Origin of the sequence: Arthrobacter sp. 'calajunan', assembly GCF_046940185.1 — a bacterium.
Classification (GTDB): domain Bacteria; phylum Actinomycetota; class Actinomycetes; order Actinomycetales; family Micrococcaceae; genus Glutamicibacter; species Glutamicibacter soli.
Genome location: NZ_JBKZDY010000002.1, coordinates 401,854 through 423,444 on the forward strand (window position 1 = coordinate 401,854; position 21,591 = coordinate 423,444).

A 21,591-nucleotide genomic window follows, 5' to 3' on the forward strand; every position below is an offset into this window, starting at 1 on the left:
ACTCCGTGTTTTTCGCGGCTGTTTCACTGCCCGAAAGCGCCGTCCCGGCAAGCTGGCGGACGGCACGCTGTGGGGCCGCCAAGCCGAGGCGCGGCGGAGGTGCAATGGTTGGGGCATGCGCGTATTCCGAAGGTTCCTGGTTTGGCTGGCGGCCCTGCTGACGCTGCTGGGAGCTGCCGCCAGCGTGATCATGTTCCTCCAGCCCTGGCGCAGCTGCCCGGAGATCGATGACAGTTCCGCCGGCTGCCCCGCCACCGAAAGCGACCTCGCGCTGCTGGGGCTGGCAGTTGCCGCAATGCTGATCGGGCTCGTCCTCTGGATCGCCGCCGTTCCCCGGCACCAGAGGATCACCGGTGAATTCGCGGCGCCTTTCGGGGCGCTTCCGGCGTCACCGGCCCCGGGTGCCCCGCCCGTTTCTTCCAAACTGCATTCCGCGGACGAAAAGCAATGAAGAGGCAAATGACCCGGCGTCCTTGCGGACACCGGGTCATCATCTACTTCTCGTCCTCGGGAATATCGTCGAACAGGTCGCGTCCCTCATTGGGCTTGCCGACCGGCAGGTCGCTGAGCTTGGCCGAGTGCACATGGGCTGTCAAGGCCTGCTTCCGGGCCCTGGAGCCGACCTGCACACCGCCGATGACCAGCACCAGCAGCAGGATCAGCGATCCGCCGATGACCAGCACCGGCTGCAGCGCCGGGGTCGAGGTGTCCGGGGCGATCGGTTCCGGAGCCGCCACCTGCTTCAGGTCCGACTTCTCCTTGGAAACGCCCGGGTCGGGCACGTCCGAGGCCTGGTCGCTATTGCGGCGGTGCACCCGGATCCATTCGGCGATGGTGCCCAGCGGATTCTCGCTGACCGCCGGGACGTCCGCATTCACCGCGGCGTTCGCATCGATGATGCCGTAGCCGTAGAGGTTGTCGACCCCGTCGGCACCGGTGTCCTTGGCGGTCTTCAGGATGCGGTTGATGACCTGCTCCGCGGGCATGTCCGGGTACTTGGAGCGGATCAACGCCGCCACGCCCGCCACGAGCGGCGCCGCGCCGGAGGTGCCCGACCAGCGGGCGTAGCCGTTGTCCGGCAGCCCGCCGACCAGCTTCTCCGCCGGGGCCGCCACGCCGATGGAGATGCCCTCCGTGGAGGAGTCCTGCGAGGCCTTGCCGTTCTCGTCGACGCCCGCGACGGTCAGCACCCCCGGGATCGTGGCCGGCGCGCCGACCTGGTTCATGCCGCCGGAGCGGTTGCCTGCGGCGGCCACGACAACCACGTCGCGCTCCTCGGCGTACTTGAATGCTTCGTCCCAGCTTTCGGGCCAGGCCGGGCTGGTGGAGCCCAGGGACATGTTGATGACCTTGGCTCCGGAGTCCACGGCGTACTTCACCGCCTTGGGGATCTGCTGCTCCACGGAAATGCCCGACGGGTTGCCGTCGCCCATCCACAGCGACACGGACAGCAGCTCGGCCTTGGGCGCCACGCCGAGCACCCCGTCCTTGCCGCCGGTCAGTGCCGGGACCCTTTCGTATTCGGGTTCCTCCGGGACGTCCTTGTCATCTTCCTCGGCGGTCTTCTTGGCCTGTTCCCAAGCCGACTTCAACCGCTGGTTCTCTGAGGTGACCCGGTCGATTTCCCCCTGGTTGTTGCCGCGGCCGGCCAGCAGGGTGGCCACCAGGGTGCCGTGCTCGCTCATCACGCCGATGGGCTTATCGCCCTTGGCACCCCCGGCCCCGGACATGTCGGCGCCGCCCACCACGGCTCCCTTCAGGTCGCGGTGGCTCGTGTCGATGCCGGTGTCGATGACGGCGACCTTCACGCCCTCGCCCTTGGTTTCCTTCTGCGCCTCGGTAACTCCCAGCGACTTCAGCCAATATTCGGCGTTGCGCATGTCGTCGGCCTGCGCCACGGAGCTGGGCAGCAGGAACGCGAAGGCCAGCAGGGTCGCGAGCAGGGCCGAAACGGCGGTGCGCGCGCCGGCCGGGCGGCCGGAACGTACTGGTTGTTTCAAGGTCATCTCCTGCCCTGTCTTGCCTGCGGTGTAATCAAGCGCGCTGCGCGGCAGAGGCCGCGATGCCGTCGAGGATGTCGTGCTCCGAGGCGACCAGCAGCATCTCGCGGTGTCCGCTGGCGCGCTCAAGGTAGTCCAGGATGCGCTCGACGATGACCGCCCCGGCCTGGATGACGTCCACGCGGCCCGGATGCATGAAGCCCAGCGCCTGGCGCTGCTCGCGGGTGTAGGAGAGCATCGAGGCGGTGGCCTGGCGCATCTGGGCGAAACTCAGCTCGGCTCCGTGGATGGCCGCGGAATCGTACTGCCTCAGCCCCAGCGCCTGCGCGGTGAGGGTGGTGCAGGTGCCTGCGACCATGATCACCGCGTCGACCTGGCTCACGTCCACCACGCCGTCCAGGGTCTGCAGGGTCGAATCCAGGAATTCCAGGCTCTGTCGCGAGCGCAGCCCATCGAGGTGGAAGCGTTCGGTCACGCGCACGCAGCCCATGTCCAGGCTTGCGGCCGCGAGCGGACCGCTCTGGTCGCCCAGCACGAACTCGGTGGATCCGCCGCCCAGGTCGATGACCAGCACCTGCCCGGGTTTGCCGGCGCGCACCGAGGCGGCTCCGGCGAAGGACAGCTGGGCCTCCTCCTGGCCGCTGATGACCTCCGGCTCGACGCCGAGGATCGAGGTGATCTTGCTGGTGAACAGCTCGCGGTTCGAGGCGTCGCGGGCGGCGGAGGTGGCCGCGAAGCGGATGGCCTGGACCTGGTGCTCGTCGCACAGCTTCTTGTATTCCTTGACCGCCGCGAAGGTGCGCTCCAGGGCTTCGGGGGCGAAGGCGCCGGTGGCGTCCACTCCCTGGCCCAGGCGCACGACGCGCATGGTGCGCACCACGTCGCGCAGCTCGCTGCCATCCGCGGCGACGTCGGCGATCAGCAGGCGGATGGAGTTGGTCCCACAGTCGATACCGGCGACGCGCATCACTTCTGCTCCCCGGCGTTCTGCGCGGCCTCGCGGGCCGCGCGCTTCGCGGCGCGTTCGGCGCGCTTGACGGCCGGGTCGACCTTTTCCTGGGTCTTCACGTGGCGCGAACGGTCCTGGCTGGGGGCCTGGCCCTCGGTGTCCCAGGCGCCCACGCAGAAGCACTTGTCCTTGGTCCACCATGGCGCGATGGCTTCCAGCGCCTCGTCGCCCAGCGGGTTCACGCCCTCGCCGGCGGCCAGCGAATGGCCCACCAGCACGTGCAGGCACTTCACGCGCGTCGGCATGCCGCCGGCCGAGACGCCGGCGATCTCCGGCACCGCCCCGGTGCCCGAACGCTCGCCGATGGCGTCGCGGTTGGCCAGGTAGGAGTCGTGGGCCGCGGCGTAGGCGGAGGCCAGCGGCGCCTCGGCGGCCAGGCGATCGTTCATCTCGTTCATCAGCCCGGCGGCTTCCAGCCGCGACACGGCGGAGGTGATCACCGGGTGGGTCAGGTAGTAGGTCGTCGGGAACGGAATGCCCGAGGAAAGCCGCGGCGCGGTGGTGGCGACCAGCGGGTTGCCGCACACGCAGCGTGCACCGATTTCCACCACATCCCGCACCGGACGGTTCAGCTGGCGGCTGAGGGTGTCCAAGTCCTGCTCGCTGGGTACTCGTCCGGCGGCGTCCAGGGCTTCGCGGATGGGCTGTTCAGTCACGTTTCGTCTCTTTGCGTCGTCGGTCAGTCTGTTGCGGAACGGGTGATCGAGTCGATGAGCGCATCGACCCAGGGCAGTTCCTGGCGCACTTCGTAGGTGCTGCCGTTGCCGGATTCGGCGCTCTGGTCTTCGGGCTTCTCGCCAACAACCATGTAGAGCTTCTCACCGGGCATCACCAAGTTTATCCGCTCGCGGGCCTGCTGCTTGATATACAGCGGGTCATCCCACCGGGCAATCTCCGCTTTCAGCTCGTCGCGCTGCGCTTCCATCGCCGCGATGGAAGCGCGCAGCTCGTTGATCTGCGCCATCTGGGTGCGGTAGTAGTTCACCGTGGGAACCAGCATGACCGCGAAGAAGGCGAAGACCACGATCAGCGCGGCGATGCGTCCGGAGAAGCGGTGGGCTGCCACCGGTTCGCCCTGCTGGACCGGCGCCTGCGGCTCGGGCTTCTGGCCCGGCTTGCGGCGCACTGCCATGGAGAACTTGGCCCGGTCTTCGCGGCGCCGCTCGTTCTGCTTTTCCTTGGCGCGCTCGCGCAACGGACGCTTGGAACCCTCGGGGTGGGCGGCGCGCTGGGAGGCAGGGGCGCCCGGTTCCTCGGGTTTGGCGCGGCGGCCGGCCGGTGCTGCCGGTTTGCCGGCGGCAGGCTTGGCGGCCGAAGGCTTGGAGCTGCCGGGCTTGGAGCCACCCGGCGTCGAATGGGACTGCGTGGACCGCGAGGGGCTGGGAAGCTTGCGGACCTTCGGCGCGGACGCGGGGCGTTCGGTGTCCCGCACGATATGCAGTGCATCGGTCGCCGGTTCGGCCTCGGGGGCCGGCGCCTGGCCGGCGGCGGCCCGGTTCGCGGCCTCCGGGAATTCCAGCGGCTTGCCCTGTCCCTGGTGAGGGGTGTTCCTTCGTGGCATGCGCGGTGGTCGCTGGGCCATATTCCCCCATTCCCCAAGGTGTTCTGCAAGTGGTACATCCGTGGAAAATCCACGATATCTCCATTAAATAACGAAAAGCCCGCCGGTATCCACTACCGACGAGCTTATTCGCTTTAGCTGGTGATTAGCTGTTGAAACGCGGGAACGCGCTCTTGCCAGCGTAAACTGCCGAGGCGCCGAGGTCTTCCTCGATGCGCAGCAGCTGGTTGTACTTGGCCACGCGCTCGGAGCGGGCCGGGGCACCGGTCTTGATCTGACCTGCGTTGGTGGCCACGCAGATGTCCGCGATGGTCACGTCCTCGGTCTCGCCCGAACGGTGCGAGGTGATGGTGGTGTAGCCGGCACGCTGGGCCAGGGTGATGGCGTCCAGGGTCTCGGTCAGGGTGCCGATCTGGTTAACCTTCACCAGCAGCGAGTTGGCGGTGCCCTTTTCGATGCCGTCGGCCAGGCGCTGCGGGTTGGTCACGAACAGGTCGTCGCCCACCAGCTGCACCTTGTCGCCGATGGCGTCGGTCAGGGTCTTCCAGCCGTCCCAGTCGTTCTCGTCCAGCGGATCCTCGATGGAAACCAGCGGGAAGTCGGCAACCAGGGCTGCGTAGTAGTCGCTCATCTGGGCGGCCGTGCGAGCTTCGCCTTCGAACTGGTAGGCGCCGTTCTCGTAGAACTCGGAGGAAGCGACGTCCAGGGCCAGGGCGATGTCCTCGCCCGGGGTGTAGCCGGCGCGCTTGATGGCCTCGGTGATCAGTTCCAGTGCCGCGCGGTTGCTCGGCAGGTTCGGCGCGAAGCCACCCTCGTCGCCCAGGCCGGTGGACAGGTTCTTTTCCTTCAGCACGTCCTTGAGGTTGTGGTACACCTCGACGCCCCAGCGCAGGCCCTCGGAGAAGGACTCGGCGCCCAGCGGGGCGATCATGAATTCCTGGATGTCCACATCGGAGTCGGCGTGCGAGCCGCCGTTGAGGATGTTCATCAGCGGAACCGGCAGGACGTGGCCGTTCGGCCCGCCCAGGTACTTGAACAGCGGCAGGTTCGCGCTGACTGCGGCGGCGTTGGCCACGGCCAGCGAGACACCCAGGATGGCGTTAGCGCCGAGCTTGGACTTGTTGCTGGTGCCGTCCAGATCCAGCATTGCCTGGTCGATGGCACGCTGGTCGGTGGCGTCAAGGCCCTCCAGCTCGTCAGCGATTTCCTCGATGACGGACTCGACTGCGCCCAGTACACCCTTGCCCAGGTAGCGGCTCTTGTCACCGTCGCGGCGCTCTACTGCCTCGAACTGGCCGGTGGAGGCGCCGGATGGAACGGCGGCGCGGCCGTGCGAACCATCGGTGAGCAGGACCTCGACCTCAACGGTCGGATTGCCGCGGGAATCAAGGATTTCGCGCGCGTGAATGGCGTCAATCAATGCCATGAGTATGGACTCCTTGTAGAAAGGGGTGGTCAATGGGCTGGCCAGCCAGCGGTCGCTGAGTGACCGTTGGCGCCGTTGCCTGTCTCTAGCCTAGCGCTTTGAACCTGATTCAGGCGACGATGTTTCGTCCGCCTTCACCCCATAGCTGCGCTGCAGCTGGTCGCGGAGCACCGATTCCGCGTCCAAGCCCAGCTGTTCGGCGCGCGCCGTGAGCGCCATCAGCTCGGCGGCGAGGCTGCGTTCATCGACCACGCGGCCGCGCACCTCGGGACTGATCCGGTGTTCCCCGGCGGCCGGGGAATCCGCCCTGGTATGGCGGTCAAGCAGCTTCTGCGCCAGCGTTAACGAGGGAAGGCCGGCAGGCAGGCCGGCGTTGCGGCGCACCCGCGGGGCGCCGCCCCGCTCGGCCTGCTTGGCCGCGTCCCAGACCCGGATGATTTCATCGACGTCGCTGACGACGTCCTGGCGGACATTCCCCTGGGCATCGAAAACATGGCGATTGCGGCGCAGCAGCTTGGCGTCCAGGGTGGCTGCGACCTCCTCCAGCGTGAAGCTTTCCTGCTCCTCGGCGATGAGCGAATGCAGCAGGATCTGGAAGAACACGTCGCCCAGTTCTTCCTTGAGCGCCGGCGCGTCCCCCGCTCCGATGGCATCCAGGACCTCGTAGCTTTCCTCGATCAGGTAGGTGCGCAGCGATTCGTGGGTCAGCGCCGCAGTCCACGCGCATTTCTCGCGCAGGGTGCGCACGGTCTGGATCAGGTGGTCCATGGAAGTTCTCTCGCTGGGCATGCATTCATCCTATCCCCGCGGAATCGGCCCCTGACAGGGCCGGAACACCGCCGCCTGTAATGAGCGTTACATCCGGGCTAGCATTGCGTTAAGCCTCACCCTCCAAGCCAAAGGACTGACCATGACCGTGCAGGAAACCGAACGCCCAGCCTTCCTTGCGAAGCTGCCCTCCTCGTTGTTCATCAACGGCCAGTGGGTACAGGGCACCTCCGCCTCCACGCTGATCTCTTCCAATCCCTTCGACGATGCGGTGCTTGCCGAAATCCGCCAGGCTTCCACCGCTGACGTGGACGCCGCCTACCAGGCCGCCGCCGAGGCCCAGTCCGCATGGGCTGCCCTGCCGCCGGCCGCCCGCACCGCCGTGCTGGAAAAGGCCGCCGACTACCTGCAGGCCAACTACAAGGACATCCTGACCCTGCTCAGCGCCGAGTCGGGTTCCGCGCAGCTGAAGGCCAACATCGAGTTGGGCGGCACCATTGCCGCGATCCGCGAAGCGGCAACCTTCCCGTCCCGCGTGCACGGGAAGATCATGCCCTCGAACTTCCCCGGCAAGGAGAACCGCGTCTACCGCGAGCCGCTGGGTGTGGTCGCGGTGATCAGCCCGTGGAACTTCCCGATGCTGCTCTCCGCCCGCTCGGTGGCCCCGGCCCTCGCGCTGGGCAACACGGTGGTGCTTAAGCCCGCCTCCGACACCCCGCTCTCCGGCGCCCTCGTCCTGGCCAAGGCCTTCGAGGAAGCTGGGGCGCCGGCCGGCGTGCTGAACGTGCTGGTCGGTTCCGGCTCGGAAATCGGCGACTACTTCGTCGCCCATCCGGCCCCCTCGCTGGTGTCCTTCACCGGCTCCACCGAGGTGGGGCAGAATGTCGGCAAGATCGCGGTGACCGGCGAGCACATGAAGCGCGTGGCCCTGGAGCTCGGCGGCAATGCGCCGTTCGTGGTGCTTCAGGACGCGGACCTGGAGGAAGCGGTGAAGGCGGCGGCGCTGGGCAAGTTCCTGCACCAGGGCCAGATCTGCATGGCGATCAACCGGATCATCGTGCAGGCGCCGGTCTACGACGAGTTCGTCCAGAAGTACGCGCAGCTGGTGTCCACCCTGGGCTTCGGCGATGCGGCGGAGCGCAAGAACCTGATCGGCCCGGTCATCAACGACGCGCAGCTGGCCTCCGTCACCGCCAAGATCGAGCAGGCCCGGGCCGAGGGAGCCCGCGAGGTGCTCTCCGGGGCGATCCAGGGCCGGGTCATCCCACCGCACGTTTTCGCCGACGTGACCCCGCAGATGGAGCTGTTCCGCGAGGAGATCTTCGGACCCGTGGCGGGCATCGCCAAGGCGGACAGCGAAGAGCATGCGCTCGAATTGGCCAACGACACCCGCTACGGGCTGTCCAGCGCGGTGTTCACCCGCGACGTCGAAAAGGGCGTGCGCTTCGCCCGCGGCATCAAGGCAGGAATGACGCACATCAACGACATCCCGGTGAACGACGAGCCGCACGTGATGTTCGGCGGCGAGAAGAACTCCGGACTGGGCCGCTTCAACGGCGAGTGGGCCATCGAGGAGTTCACCACCGACCATTGGGTGGGCGTGCAGAGCACTCCCAAGAAGTACCCGTTCTAGAAATTGAACAGCTGGAAATTGAACATTTAGAGATTGAACAAGGCAGCCTGCCCGGAATGATCCGGGCAGGCTGCCTTGGTGCTGCTGTGCTCAGCAACTGGCGAGGCTAGTTTTCCTCGTAGTCCTCGTCATCGAAGTCTTCATCGTCGTCATCTTCGTCGTCGCCGTCCAGCAGGTGGTCGTAGAAGTCGTTGATGTACTCGACGAGCAGTTCGCGCATCTCCAGCGGCACGAAGGCCGCCTCAGCGGCGTTCAGGGTCAGGTCCAGCAGGTCTTCAAGGTCGTAGTCGAAGGCCTCGACCAGCAGCTCGAACTCGTCCGACAGGGTGGTGCCGGACATCAGGCGGTTGTCCGGAGAGATCGTGACGTTGAACCCGGTCTGCACCAGCAGGTCGATCGGGTGCGATTCGATGCCCTCGCCGAATTCGGCGGTAGCCCCGGTCTGCAGGTTGGAGGAAGGGCAGATTTCCAGCGGGATGCCGCGTTCGCGCACCCAGTTGGCCACCGGGCCCAGCGAGACCAGGCCGGTGTCCTCGCCGACTTCCTCGCCGTCCTCATCCACGCCGCCGAACTCGATCTCGATGTCCTCGGCCACGCGCACGCCGTGGCCCAGGCGCTGGGCGCGGCCCACCAGGATGGCGTCCTTGATGGAGTCCAGGCCCGCGGCTTCGCCCGCGTGCACGGTGGTCGGGAACAGATTCTCGGCCAGCAGGTCGAAGGCTTCCTTCATGCGCGAAGGCGGGAAGCCCTCCTCGGCGCCGGCGATGTCGAAGCCGACCACGCCGTGGCCGCGGTGGCGCAGCGCCAGCTTGGCGATCTCCACGCCGTTGTCGGCATGGCGCATGGCGATCAGCAGCTGGCCGACCTGCATCGGGTGGCCTTCGCTGTTCAGTTCTTCGCAGGCCTGGTCCAGTCCTTCCTGCACGGCGTCCACGACATCGTCCAAGCTCAGGCCCTGGCGCTGGTGCTGTTCCGGGGCGTAGCGGACTTCGGCGTAGATCACGCCGTCCTCGGCCAGGTCTTCGACGAACTCGCGGGCCACGCGGATCAGGGCCTCGCGGGTCTGCATTACTGCAAGGGTGTGCTCGAAAGTTTCCAGGTAGCGCGGCAGCGAGCCGGAATCGGCCGATTCACGGAACCAATTGCCCAAAGCCTCGGCATCGGTTGCGGGCAGCTCGTGCCCAGCCTCTGCGGCAAGCTCGATAATGGTCGACGGGCGCAGACCACCGTCGAGGTGGTCGTGCAGAGAAACTTTTGGCAGGTCCCGGAAGTCGAACTCGGGATCGTAGGCAGCATGAATCATTTCTTCAGTCACACCATTGAGCCTAGTCGCATTTCGGGCTGACTGATAGCCACCACGGCTGAAGTTCTGGACACATCTTGTCGACGGCTACCGGCCCCGGAGGTTAAATCTCCGGCTGCTCACCCGGAGGCACGGTTTGGATAGCTTTTCCCAACGTCCCGCCGCGCTTCGCGGCCAGCTGGCGCAGCTTGCGGCGGTGGACCCGCTCCAGCACCCGGCTGACGATCTTGTCGATGACGTAGCCGAGCACCACGGCGATGACCACTGAGACGCCGATGCCCAGCAGCTTGTTCTCCGAGAGCCAGTTGCCGGCCAGCGCGCCGATGCCCACGGAGTAGGCGCCCCAGGTGATGCAGCCGATGACGTCGAAAAAGGTGAAGCGGTGGTAGGAGAAGCCGGTGGCCCCGGCCGTCATGTTCACCGCGACGCGTCCCAGCGGGATGTAGCGGGCGGTGAAGATCAGCAGCGCGCCGGAGGTTTCCAGCTTGCGGGTGGCGAAGTCGAGGATCTTCTTGGCCCGGCCCTTTTGCATCCACCCGTACTGCCGGTAGCCGATGCTCCGGCCGATGCGGAAGGTGATCTGGTCACCGATGATCGCCCCGGACACGCCGATCACGAAGATCAGCAGCAGGTTGGGGCTTCCGGTGCTGATGCCCACGGCGGCCAGCGACACCAGGAAGGTTTCGGAGGGGACGACAGGGAAGACCCCGTCGATGAGGCAGAAGGCAAAGAGCAGCGGCAGGATCCACCATGCGGTGGCCGCATGCATGATCGCTTCGTTGACCAATTCCATCGGTGGGTGTATCGCTTCCTCGCTGCACGCGGTGGCTCGCTGCCGCGCTCTTAGTCCATTCTCCACCAGAATCCCGCCGGCGCGCACCCTACCAAGGTCGTGATTTGCACCGGACACTTCTCCATCCCGGGGATGAGTTGAATCTTTTAACGCCCGGAGGCTTCCTCGAGTTCCTTGGGCCCAGCGTGGCTCCGGTTTAGACGCCGACAGCCGCCCCCGTGCGGGGGCGGCTGGCGGTTTGGCAGGCTACTTCGCGGCGATGCGGTCCAGGATCAAGCGCATGTCCGGGCGGTCGCTGTCCGCGCCGATCAGGATGGAGCGCTGCACCAGTTCGATGGCGCGCTCCATCTTCTCCGGGGTGTCGGTCAGCAGCGTGGCGATCGGCTCCCCGCGGCGCACCAGAGCTCCGGGCTTGACGTGCAGCCGCACGCCGGCGCCGGCCTGCACCGCGTCCTCCTTGCGGGCGCGCCCGGCGCCCAGGGTCCAGGCGGCCAAGCCGATGTCCATGGCATCCAGCTTCAGCAGCACGCCCTCCGCCGCGGCCAGCACGGTGTGCGATTCGCGGGCCACCGGCAGCTTCGCGTCCGGGTCGCCGCCCTGCGCTAAGATCATGGCACGCCACTTGTCCATGGCGCGGCCGTCGTTCAGCGCCGCACGCACGTCCACGTCGCGGATGCCGGCGCCGGCGAGCATCTCGGTGGCCAGGGCCACGGTCAGCTCGATGACGTCTTCCGGACCGCCGCCGGCGAGCACCTCGACGGACTCCTGGACCTCGATCGCGTTGCCCGCGGTGAGCCCCAGCGGGGTGTCCATGTTGGTCAGCAGCGCCACGGTGTTCACTCCGGCGTCGGTGCCCAGGTTCACCATGGTCTCGGCCAGCTCACGGGCCATGGACTCGGTCTTCATGAACGCGCCGGAGCCCACCTTGACGTCCAGCACCAGGGTTCCGGTGCCCTCGGCGATCTTCTTGCTCATGATCGAGGAGGCGATCAGCGGAATCGCCTCCACCGTCCCGGTCACGTCGCGCAGCGCGTAGAGCTTCTTGTCCGCCGGGGCCAGCCCGGCGCCGGCGGCGCAGATGACCGCGCCAACGGTGGAGAGCTGGGCGAAGAGCTCCTCGTTGGACAGTTCCGCGCGCCAGCCCGGGATCGACTCGAGCTTGTCCAGGGTGCCGCCGGTGTGGCCCAGCCCGCGGCCGGAGAGCTGCGGGACGGCCACGCCGAAGCTGGCCACCAGCGGGGCCAGCGGCAGGGTGATCTTGTCCCCCACGCCTCCGGTCGAGTGCTTGTCGGTGGTCGCCAGGCCGCGTCCGGCCGGGTCGGCCAGGGTGGAGAAGTCCATGCGTTCGCCGGTGTTGATCATGGCGTTGGTCCAGCGGGAAATCTCCGCGCGGTGCATGCCCTGGAAGTAGATGGCCATGTTCAGCGCGGCCATCTGCTCCTCGGCGATGACGCCGCGGGTGTACGCGTCGATGGTCCAGTCGATCATCTCGTTGCTCAGCTCGCCGCCGTCACGCTTGGTGCGGATGACTTCGACGGCGCTGAATTGTTCGGCAGCCATGGGTGGGGCCTTTCGTTCTGTTCTCTGGTCAGTCGATGATGTTGTGCGGTCCGAAGGCGTCCGGCAGCAGCTGGTCCATGCCCACGATCCCGGAGGCGGTCTTGATCCTCAGGTCGGGCCCGCGATGCTCGAAGAGCAGCTGGCGGCAGCGGCCGCACGGGGTGATCAGCTCCAGCGGGCCGTCCTTGAGCTGACCGAAGCACACGAAGTAGTCCAGCGTGCCGCCGCCGGTGGCGAACAGCTCGCCGAGCATGGAGCATTCTGCGCACAGGGTCACCCCGAAAGCGGCGTTTTCGATGTTGCAGCCGGAAACCAGCCGCCCGTCGCTACTCAGCGCCGCGGCGCCGACCCGGAAATTCGAGTAGGGTGCATAGGCCTTGGACAACGCGGCCGCGGCCGCAGCTTCAAGCTGCGACCACGGCGCGGTGGTGTTATTCATGGGAACGGGTCATTCCTTCACATAGGGATCGCCCACGGCGGCGGGGCCGCGCGAGCGTCCCACCAGGCCGGCGACCGCGAAGATCGTCACCAGGTACGGCATCATGGCCATGAACTGGCTCGGCACCGGGGTGCCGATGATCGTGAGCATCACCTGCAGGTTGTCCGCGAAGCCGAAGAGCAGCGCCGCGGCGAACGCGCCAAGCGGGTTCCAGCGTCCGAAGATCACCGCGGCCAGCGCGATGAAGCCGCGGCCGCCGGAGATTTCCTTGGTGAAGGAGTCGATGGCGACCAGGGTGAAGAACGAGCCGCCGATGCCGGCGACGATGCCGCCCAGGGTCACGTTCCAGAAGCGGGTGCGGTTGACCTTGATGCCCAGGGTGTCGGCGGCCTTCGGGTGCTCGCCCACGGCGCGCACCCGCAGGCCCCAGCGGGTCTTGTACAGGCCGAACCAGACCAGGAACACGGCGATGTACATCAGGTAGCCGATCACCGACTGCTTGAACAGGATCGGGCCAATCACCGGGATGGCAGACAGGCCCGGGATCGCGATGGTCGGCAGGTGCACCGGCGAGTTATACAGCTCCGGATCCTCCTGCATCACGGTGGTGAACAGGAAGCCGGTGATGCCCGAGACCAGCACGTTCAGCACCACGCCGACGATGATCTGGTTGACCAGGTACTTGATGGAGAACAGCGCCAGCACCAGGGAGACCACCGCGCCGGCGAGGCCGGCGGCGACCAGGCCCGCGAAGGCGTTCTGCGTTACCGAGGCCACGATGGCCGCGGTGAACGCGCCGCCCAGCAGCTGGCCCTCGATGGCGATGTTGACCACGCCGGAGCGTTCGGAGAGCACTCCGGAGAGCGATCCGAAGACCAGCGGCACCGCCAGCACCACGCCGCCGGCCAGCAGGCTGGCCAGGGAGATGGAGTTGATGTTGGCGCCGGAGACGACCCAGATCAGGAACGCGAGCACAAACAGCACCGCGCCCACCGCGACGGCCCAGACCGGGAGCACCCGGCCCTTGGCCCGCAGCATCCAGGAGTAGGCGGCCAGCGCCGCCAGCAGCACGCCGATGGCGATGTTCGAGGCGCGGCCCGGGAAGACCAGGTCGGGCAGGGAGAACGCGTCTCCGGCGGAGGTGAGCGAGAAGCTCGCGGTCTGCGAGTTGCCCAGCAGGCCGAAGCTGACCAGCACGATGACTGCCAGCACGCTGAAGATGATCGGGGTCTTCTTGCTCGGAAGCACCGAGATCGCTGACGTCGAGGGAAGCGTGGCGGTCACTTGGCACCTGCCTTAATCGATTCGGTAGCGCTGGTGCGCTTCTTCTTGCGGTTCAGTCCGAAGATCGCCTTGACCAGCGGAGGAGCCGCGATGAACAGCACGATCAGCGACTGGACAACCAGCACGATGTCGATCGGGGTGCCGGTGGTGATCTGCATGTTGACCGCGCCGGCGCGGAAGGCGCCGAAGAGCAGGCCGGCGAAGAAGGTGCCCCACGGGGTGGAGCGGCCCAGCAGCGCCACGGTGATGGCGTCGAAGCCCAGCGAGCCTGCCACGCCTGCGGTGAGCACCTTCTCGGTGCCCGCCACCTGCGCCACGCCGGCGGCGCCGGCCAGCGCGCCGGCGAAGGCCATGGCCAGGATGGTGGAGCGGGCCACGTTCACGCCGGCGGTCCGCGCGGCGTCCGGGTTGTGCCCGACGGCGCGGAACTCGAAGCCGATGGTGGAACGGTTCAGCAGCCAGGCCACCCCGATGGTCAGCAAGATGGCCATCAGGAAGCCCAGGTGCAGGCGTGAGCCGGGCAGCGAGGGGAAGATCGCGTTGGCGTCCAGGATCGGGGAGATCGGGTTGGTCTCGCCCGGGCGGCGGAACGCCTCGGTGTTCATCAGGAAGTCCAGCAGGTACAGCGCCACGTAGTTGAACATGATCGTCAGGATCACTTCGTGGGCGCCGGTGCGGGCCTTGAGCAGGCCGACCAGCCCGCCCCACAGCGCGCCGCCGAGCAGGCCGAAGACGATCACCAGCAGCAGGTGGACGACCACCGGCAGGTGCCAGGCGAAGCCGACGTAGGCGGCCATGGTGGCGCCGATGATCAGCTGGCCCTGGGCGCCGATGTTGAACATGCCGGCGCGGAAGGCCAGTGCCACGCCCAGGCCCGCGCAGATCAGCGGGGTGGAGACCGTCAGGGTTTCCAGCAGCGGGGCGAAGCCCTGCGAGGAGTTGTAGATGGAGCCGTTGAACAGCGCCACGTAGCTTTCGGTGCCGGCGCTCCACAGTGCCGAGAAGAAGTCCGAGGGGCGGGCGAACAGGTAGCCTGCGGCCTCGCCGACCTTCTCGTCGGTGATCGCGATCAGCAGGCCGCCGATGACCAGCGCGACGATGACGCCCAGCACGGAGACCAGTCCAGGTCCCTGGGTGATGGACTTGAACAGGTCGTTGCCCGGTTTCTTGGGGTCGGGAAGAACAGGCGCCTTGATCTCGCTCACTGTGCTTCTCCTTCCTGGGTGTCGGTGGGTTCGGTGGTCTCCAGCGGCACCGGCTGGGCTTCCACCGGTTCGTTGGCGGAGGTGGCGAAGTCTGCCTGGGCGAAGGCCTCTTCGGCGCTGACGCCTGCCATCATCAGGCCCAGCACCTCGCGGGAGGTGTTGCCCGGCACGATGCCGTTGACCCGGCCCTTGTAGAGCACGGCGATGCGGTCGGCCAGCTCCATGACCTCGTCCAGCTCGGTGGAGCCCACGTCGACGCCGCGCGTGGGCTGGGAGGCGATGAACAGCTTCAGGTCTCGGGACAGCTCGCGGGCCATTACGACCTTCTGCTGGTTGCCGCCGGAGAGGCTGGAGGCCGGGTTCAGCTGGTTGTCGGTGCGCACGTCGAAGTCCGCGATCTGCTTGGTCGCGTTCTTCTTCACTTCGCCCAGGTTCATCGAGATGCCCTTGGCGAACGGCGGGCGGTCGTAGAGGTCCAGGACCAGGTTCTCCTCGATGGTGAACTGCGAGACCAGGCCGTGGACCGAGCGGTCCTCGGGGACGAAGCCCAACCCGGAGCGCAGCACCTGCTTGACCGACTTGCTGACCAGTTCGGTGCCGTCCAGCGAGATCGATCCGGCGGCCACCGGCTGGGTGCCCAGGATGGCCTCGGTCAACTCGGTCTGGCCGTTGCCCTGCACGCCGGCCACGGCGAGGATCTCGCCCTCGTGGATGTCGAAGCTGACCGCATCCAGGGTGGTGGCGCCCAGCTCGTTGACTACGCTCAGCTCGCGCACCTGGAAGCGGGCGGCTCCCGGGGTGGCTGGCTCCTTGTTCAGGTTCAGCTCCACCGCGCGGCCCACCATCAGGTTTGCCAGTTCGGTGGTGCTGGTTTCGGCGCCGACCGAGTCGATGACCTGGCCGCGGCGGATCACGGTGATCACGTCGGAGACCGCGCGCACCTCGCGCAGCTTGTGCGAGATGAACACGATCGAGGTGCCGTTGGCCTTGAGCTGGCGCATGATCTCCAGCAGCTCGTCGGTTTCCTGCGGGGTGAGCACCGCGGTGGGCTCGTCGAGGATCAGCACCTTGGCGTCGCGGACCAGCGCCTTGATGATCTCCACGCGCTGCTGCACGCCGACCGGAAGGTCCTCGACCAGCGCGTCCGGATCCACGTCGAAGCCGTAGCGGTCGGAGATCTCGCGGATCTTCTTGCGGGTGACTTGCAGGTCAAGCACGCCTGCGGCCTTGGTCGCTTCGGCGCCCAGGGCGATGTTCTCGGCCACGGTGAAGACCGGGATCAGCATGAAGTGCTGGTGCACCATGCCGATGCCGGCGGCCATGGCATCACCCGGGCCGTTGAATTCAACTGGTTTTCCATCCAGCAGGATCTGTCCTTCGGTGGGCTGGTACAGCCCGTAGAGGACGTTCATCAGTGTCGACTTTCCAGCGCCGTTCTCACCGAGCAGACAGTGGATTTCGGCATCATCGACGACCAGGTCGATGTCCTTGTTGGCGTAGAAAGAACCGAAGGCTTTCGAGATTCCCCGGAGTTCGAGTTTCACGATTCCACCATCTTCATTGTTCGGTGTGTTGCAGTGGGCAGTCTTAGAGCGCGTCTCCGTTCACCGCTGCTGCGGCGAGCGGTGACGCGCTCTGTGACGTTATTGGCTCAAGACCCTTACTTGGGGCTCGACGGCGATTCGACCTTCAGCTCGCCGGAGATGATCTGCGCCTTCAGCGCCTCGATCTCGGACTTGGTCTCGTCGGAGACCTTCGAGTCGAAGTCGTGGAACGGCGCCAGGGCTACGCCCTCGTTCTCCAGGGTGCCGATGTATGGGGTCGAGTCGAACTCGCCCTTGGAGTCGGCGGTGACCAGGTCCTCAACGGCCTTGTCCATGGTCTTGATGACCGAGGTCAGCATGACGTCCTTGTAGTCAGGAGCGGTCAGGTAGCCGTCGGAGTCAACCCATACCAGCTTGGCGTCCTTGCCGCCGGTGTTGGCTTCCTTGACTGCGGCGCCTGCGCCCTTGCCCACGGGGCCGGCTACTGGCATGATCACGTCAGCGCCGCTGGCGATGAAGTTGCTGGTGACCTGCTTGCCCTTGTCCTGCTTCTCGAAGTCGCCGGTGAAGGTGCCGTCCTGCTTGTCCTTGTCCCAGCCCAGCAGCTTGACGTCCTTGCCCTTGTCCTCGTTGAACTTGGCAACGCCGTCGGCGAAGCCGTCCATGAAGATGGTGACGGTTGGGATCTTGATGCCGCCGAAGGTGGCGACGGTGCCGGTCTCGGAGGAAGCGGCGGCGGCGTAGCCTGCCAGGTAGGCGGCCTGGGCCGTGTCGTAGATCATCGGCTTGATGTTCTTGATCGGCTCTTCGTACTGGAAGTCGACGATGGCGAAGTGCTTGTCAGGATTTTCCTCTGCGGCCTTCTTGGTGGCGTCGCCGAGCAGGAAGCCGATGGTGACGGTCAGGTCGCAGTTGTTGTTCATCATGCCCTGCAGGTTGGTGGCGAAGTCGGCGTTGGACTTCGACTCTGCCTCCTGCATCTTGATGCCGAGGTCCTTCTCGGCATTCTTCAGGCCGCGGTAGGACGACTCGTTGAAGGACTGGTCATCGAATCCGCCGGAGTCCGAGACGATGCAACCGGTGTAGTCTGGGTTTTCGGCCTTCGGGGCCGTTTCTTCCGGGGCCGCGCCACAGGCGGTCAATGCCAAAGCAGAAATGCCGATCATGGCCGCGGCCATGCCGGTCTTGCGCGATACGAAGCGCATCTAATCCTCCAAAAAGTTATGCGAGATAACCGGGAGCCGTGAGGCCTTTCTTCCCACGCAGGGCGCCGTTGCCGATGCCCACCGCACGCGCCTCAGAGGAGCGAACGTTCCCATCGTCTCCATAGCCTATCGGAGATATGTCACTGGTAAAGACGGCAAACATTACAATTCGCTAAATTCCGGAGCGGCATACGGCAAGCGCTTAACGTCAATGCCCAAGTCAGTTCGCCAATTCACGGTGTGACTAGTGGAGTCGAAAAATTATTGGCAAATTCTCCGGTTATTTGGCCCGAATGCCGTTCGCCGCGTCGATTGCCTGCAGCGCGGCCGCGCACATGATCCGCACGCCTACCGCAATGCACCTCTCATCAGGCACGTAGTCGCCGCGGTGCAGGTCGAAGATCTTGCCGCCCGGGGTGCGGGTGCCAAGGCGCAGCATCGCGCCGGGCACCTTCTGGGTCATCCAGGCGAAATCCTCGCCGCCCATGGACTGCGGGGTCAGCTCAATGGAATCGGTCCCGAACTCCTGGCGGGCCGCCGATTCGATCAGCGCGGTTTCGGCCGGGGCGTTGACCACCGGTGGGACGCCGCGGGTGTGCTGCAGCTTGATTTCCACCCCGTACGGCGCGGCGATCTGGCGCACCGCTGCATCCAGCAGCTCCCCGGCTTCGTACCAGACGTCGCCGTCCAGGCAGCGCATGGTGCCGGCCAGGTAGCCGGTGGCGGGAATGGCGTTGGGCGCGCTGCCGGCGTGGATCTGCCCCCAGACCACCGACACGGCCGAACGCACGTCGACCTTGCGGCCGAGCACGGCGGGAACCTGGGTGGCGATCTGGCTCATCGCGAAGACGATGTCCTCGGTCAGGTGCGGGCGGGAAGTATGCCCGCCGCGGCCGTTGACCTCGATGCGGATGGTGTCGCTGGCCGAGGTGATGGCGCCGATGCGGGTGCCGATCTTCCCGGCGTCGATGCGCGGCTCGCAGTGCAGGGCCAGGATCCGCGGGACCTCGTCGAGAATTCCCTGCTCGATGACCGAGACCGCTCCCCCGGGAAGCTTCTCCTCGGCGGGCTGGAAGATCACGCGGATCCGGCCCGCGAGCTGTCCTGCCTGCTGGATGCGGCCCAGCGCAAGCGCGGTTCCCAGCATCACGGTGGTGTGGATGTCATGGCCGCAGGCGTGGGCGATGCCCTCGATGGTCGAGGCGTAGTCGAGCTCGGTTTCCTCCAGCACCGGCAGCGCGTCGATGTCAGCGCGCAGGGCCAGGCGGATGGGGCCTTCACCGACGTCCACGTAGGCTCCGGTGCGTTCCATCTTCACCGGGTTCAGCCCGGCAGAGCGCAGGGCTTCAAGGATGCGTTCGGTGGTTTGGAATTCAGCGAAAGAAAGCTCAGGGTTGCGGTGCAGTTCGCGGCGGAACTCGATCAACTCGGGCGTTAAGGACTCGGTCCAGTCCTTGACCGACCCTAAATTTCCTAATTCACTCACTGAAGACACCTTTCGACAATACGCGTCTTGAGCCTGAGGAAGACAGTTTATCCGTAATGTGGCCGCCAACCGCGAAACACGGGACACGGCGCCGCGGCGGGACGCAACGCTGCGCCGGCCGCCGCGCCGGGTCCTAGGACTCCTCGCGCACGGTGTGCTCGAAGTCCGATTCCCAGCGGGTGGTCATCACCGCTTCGGCGTTGACCTGGCTGGGCTCGTCGGCCTGCAGCTGCCCGTCGAGATAACCCAGGTGCGCCTCGTACTGGTCCAGGATGTCCCCGATCACCTGCTCCTTGCTCAGCCCCATCAGGTCGTAGCCGTGGCTGCCCTCCTGGGAGAACACCTCGATGCGGTAGTAGACGTCGTTGCCCGGAGCCGAACGCGCATACCGGGGCACCGGCAGCTGCACCGGGTAGACCTGGTACTTGAACGGCCGTTCGGCACCCGTGGCCACCAGCAGGTCCAGGGAGGGAAGCTGGAGGTTCGGCACCGGCTCGAGGGTGACTTCCACGTCCGCCCCGCGGCTGCGGAATTCCTCGGCCACCTCGTCCAGCGCCGTCCGGGCAACCTCGTCCAGATAGCGCCGGGCCGCTTTCAGCCCCGGATAGGTCATCGAGCGGGCCAGGCGCTGCTTCCAGCTGCGCCGGTCGTTCACCGAACCCAGCCGGCTGGTCAGCGCTTCGTGCATGGTGTTCTTGTAGCTGCTGGCCAGCGCGGATTCTATGCGCAGCGACTTGAACAGGCCGAGCATGATCAACAGCAGCACAAACGAGAACGGCAGCCCCATGATCACCGTGGCTCCCTGCAAGGTCGGCACTCCGTCCACGAAGAGCATTCCCAGGGTCAGCAGGCCGGTGGCCAGCGACCAGAACAGCCGCACCGGCTTGGAGCCGTCGGCCTGCGGGTCCTTTAGGTGGGAGGTGAAGTTGGCCATGACCAGCGCGCCGGAGTCGGCGCTGGTCACGTAGAACAGCAAGCCGGTGAAGGTGGCGACAGCTGCGGTGAACGGCGCTGCCGGGAACTGTTCCAGCAGGCTGTAGAACGCGCGTTCCGGGGTGTTCATGGCGACCTCGCCGAACGCCTCGTTGCCCGAGCGCACCAGCTGCAGGGCACTGTTGCCGAAGATGGAGATCCACAGCAGGATGAAGGCGAAGGGGACCACCAGCACGCCGGTGACGAACTGGCGGATGGTGCGGCCGCGGGAGATGCGGGCCAGGAACAGGCCGACGAACGGGGCCCAGGCGATCCACCAGGCCCAGAAGAACAGCGTCCACCCGTTCAGCCAGGATTCCGGGCGGTCGTAGGCGAAGGTGTCCAGCGCCATGGACGGGAACCGGGCGATGCTGTCCCCGACGTTGGTGATGATGCCGTCCATCAGGTAGGCGGTGCCGCCGGTGACCAGGATGAAGAGCATCAGCGCGACGCTGAGCAGGACGTTGAGCTCGGAGAGCCGGCGGATGCCCTTCTCCACGCCGGTGAGCACCGAAATGGTGGCCATGACCACGGCGATGACGATCAGGATGATCTGCCAGCTGCGGTTCTCCGGGATCCCGAACATGAAGTGCAGCCCGTAGTTCAGCTGGGCCACGCCGATGCCCAGAGAGGTGGCGATGCCGAAGATGGTGCCGAGCATCGCTGCGATGTCCACGGTGTGCCCCATCCAGCCCGAGGTGCGTTTGCCCAGGATGGGATACAGCGCCGAGCGGATGGACAGCGGCAGGTTGCGGCGGTAGGAGAAGTAGCCCAGGGCCATGCCGATCAGCGCGTACAGCCCCCAGCCGAGCAGGCCGTAGTGGAAGAGCGTCCAGACCATGGCCTGGCGCGCGGCCTCCACGGTGGATCCCTCCCCGGTCGGCGGGGCCAGGTACTGGGTAATCGGCTCGGAGACGGAGAAGAACATCAAATCGATGCCGATGCCGGCGGCGAAGAGCATGGCCGCCCAGGTGAACATGTTGAAGGCGGGCCGGGCGTGGTCGGGGCCCAGCCGGGTCTTGCCGACCTTCGAGACGGCTGCCGCGATCACGAACAGCAGCGCCGCGACGATGATCAGCGTGTAATACCAGCCGAAGTTCCTGCCGATCCAGTCGACGGCGGTGGAAATGGCCAGATCCGCCGAATCGCGGTCGAAGATGGCCCAAAGAGCAATGCCCAGCACCAAAGATGCTGAGCCGAAAAATACCACTTTGTTGATCCGGGTGCGTGGCGTCCCGGGGTTTTGTGCCGTATCGGCATCGGATGAATCGGACTCGCTGTTGGCCGTAGTCATGACTTCAAACATACCAACCGGCCAAGGATCCACCCCGGTTCCGCACAGCAGAAGCACAGGCCGACGTGGCCGACTGCAGTTGCCTTCGGTGTGGTCACGACCCGGTTGG

18 protein-coding genes are annotated in these 21,591 nt (G+C 66.3%); 2 read left to right on the forward strand and 16 right to left on the reverse strand.

From position 1 onward, the window contains the following. The first annotated feature begins 115 nt into the window (after window positions 1-115). Entirely contained in the window at window positions 116-451 is a 336-nt protein-coding gene (locus tag RF641_RS04375) for a hypothetical protein (RefSeq protein ID WP_424572584.1), read from the forward strand. Window positions 452-494: 43 nt separating this feature from the next. Here RF641_RS04375 and RF641_RS04380 read toward each other — a convergent pair whose 3' ends face one another. From RF641_RS04380 to RF641_RS04405, 6 genes are all read right to left on the reverse strand, one after another. After that, a complete protein-coding gene (locus tag RF641_RS04380) occupies window positions 495-1,880 on the reverse strand; it encodes a S8 family serine peptidase (RefSeq protein WP_424572663.1) in 1,386 nt (461 codons plus the stop codon). A 154-nt stretch (window positions 1,881-2,034) separates the two neighbouring features. Then, complete coding sequence (locus RF641_RS04385) at window positions 2,035-2,967, reverse strand: Ppx/GppA phosphatase family protein (RefSeq protein ID WP_047118427.1); 933 nt, start codon at window positions 2,965-2,967, stop codon at window positions 2,035-2,037. Further along, complete coding sequence (locus RF641_RS04390; RefSeq protein ID WP_161447893.1) at window positions 2,967-3,665, reverse strand: DUF501 domain-containing protein; 699 nt, start codon at window positions 3,663-3,665, stop codon at window positions 2,967-2,969. The genes RF641_RS04385 and RF641_RS04390 overlap by 1 nt, the downstream gene beginning before the upstream one ends. 23 nt (window positions 3,666-3,688) lie before the next feature. After that, window positions 3,689-4,591, reverse strand: coding sequence for an FtsB family cell division protein (locus RF641_RS04395; RefSeq protein WP_424572585.1), 903 nt, complete (start codon window positions 4,589-4,591; stop codon window positions 3,689-3,691). A gap of 124 nt (window positions 4,592-4,715) precedes the next feature. Beyond that, window positions 4,716-5,996 (reverse strand): phosphopyruvate hydratase, encoded by a 1,281-nt coding sequence (gene eno, locus RF641_RS04400; RefSeq protein ID WP_053797492.1) that lies wholly within the window; start codon window positions 5,994-5,996, stop codon window positions 4,716-4,718. 90 nt (window positions 5,997-6,086) lie between these two features. Next, window positions 6,087-6,785, reverse strand: a complete 699-nt coding sequence (locus RF641_RS04405; protein WP_047118424.1) for a MazG nucleotide pyrophosphohydrolase domain-containing protein — start codon at window positions 6,783-6,785, stop codon at window positions 6,087-6,089. A gap of 121 nt (window positions 6,786-6,906) precedes the next feature. On the opposite strand from RF641_RS04405, the gene RF641_RS04410 reads away from it, so the two are divergent. Then, entirely contained in the window at window positions 6,907-8,397 is a 1,491-nt protein-coding gene (locus RF641_RS04410; protein ID WP_424572586.1) for an aldehyde dehydrogenase family protein, read from the forward strand. A 106-nt stretch (window positions 8,398-8,503) separates the two neighbouring features. Here RF641_RS04410 and RF641_RS04415 read toward each other — a convergent pair whose 3' ends face one another. The 10 genes from RF641_RS04415 to betT all read right to left on the reverse strand — a co-directional run bounded on the left by RF641_RS04415 (window position 8,504) and on the right by betT (window position 21,482). Beyond that, window positions 8,504-9,712 (reverse strand): adenosine deaminase, encoded by a 1,209-nt coding sequence (locus RF641_RS04415; RefSeq protein ID WP_047118422.1) that lies wholly within the window; start codon window positions 9,710-9,712, stop codon window positions 8,504-8,506. A 91-nt stretch (window positions 9,713-9,803) separates the two neighbouring features. Beyond that, window positions 9,804-10,493 (reverse strand): DedA family protein, encoded by a 690-nt coding sequence (locus RF641_RS04420; RefSeq protein WP_047118421.1) that lies wholly within the window; start codon window positions 10,491-10,493, stop codon window positions 9,804-9,806. 246 nt (window positions 10,494-10,739) lie between these two features. Beyond that, window positions 10,740-12,053, reverse strand: coding sequence for a thymidine phosphorylase (locus RF641_RS04425; RefSeq protein ID WP_424572587.1), 1,314 nt, complete (start codon window positions 12,051-12,053; stop codon window positions 10,740-10,742). 28 nt (window positions 12,054-12,081) lie between these two features. Beyond that, window positions 12,082-12,492 carry a cytidine deaminase gene (locus RF641_RS04430; protein WP_047118419.1) on the reverse strand — a complete coding sequence of 137 codons (411 nt, stop codon included), beginning with the start codon at window positions 12,490-12,492 and terminating at the stop codon, window positions 12,082-12,084. A 9-nt stretch (window positions 12,493-12,501) separates the two neighbouring features. Next, entirely contained in the window at window positions 12,502-13,776 is a 1,275-nt protein-coding gene (locus RF641_RS04435) for an ABC transporter permease (RefSeq protein WP_424572588.1), read from the reverse strand. Next, complete coding sequence (locus RF641_RS04440; protein WP_047118417.1) at window positions 13,773-14,981, reverse strand: ABC transporter permease; 1,209 nt, start codon at window positions 14,979-14,981, stop codon at window positions 13,773-13,775. The genes RF641_RS04435 and RF641_RS04440 overlap by 4 nt, the downstream gene beginning before the upstream one ends. Next, window positions 14,978-16,525, reverse strand: a complete 1,548-nt coding sequence (locus tag RF641_RS04445; RefSeq protein ID WP_424572589.1) for an ABC transporter ATP-binding protein — start codon at window positions 16,523-16,525, stop codon at window positions 14,978-14,980. The genes RF641_RS04440 and RF641_RS04445 overlap by 4 nt, the downstream gene beginning before the upstream one ends. Before the next feature lie 116 nt (window positions 16,526-16,641). Then, window positions 16,642-17,730 (reverse strand): BMP family lipoprotein, encoded by a 1,089-nt coding sequence (locus tag RF641_RS04450; RefSeq protein WP_424572590.1) that lies wholly within the window; start codon window positions 17,728-17,730, stop codon window positions 16,642-16,644. 280 nt (window positions 17,731-18,010) lie between these two features. Further along, window positions 18,011-19,216: an amidohydrolase gene (locus RF641_RS04455; protein ID WP_047118414.1), complete on the reverse strand. Its 1,206-nt coding sequence runs from the start codon at window positions 19,214-19,216 to the stop codon at window positions 18,011-18,013. Between the two features lie 133 nt (window positions 19,217-19,349). Continuing rightward, window positions 19,350-21,482, reverse strand: coding sequence for a choline BCCT transporter BetT (gene betT / locus RF641_RS04460; protein WP_053797485.1), 2,133 nt, complete (start codon window positions 21,480-21,482; stop codon window positions 19,350-19,352). Between the last annotated feature and the right edge of the window lie 109 nt (window positions 21,483-21,591).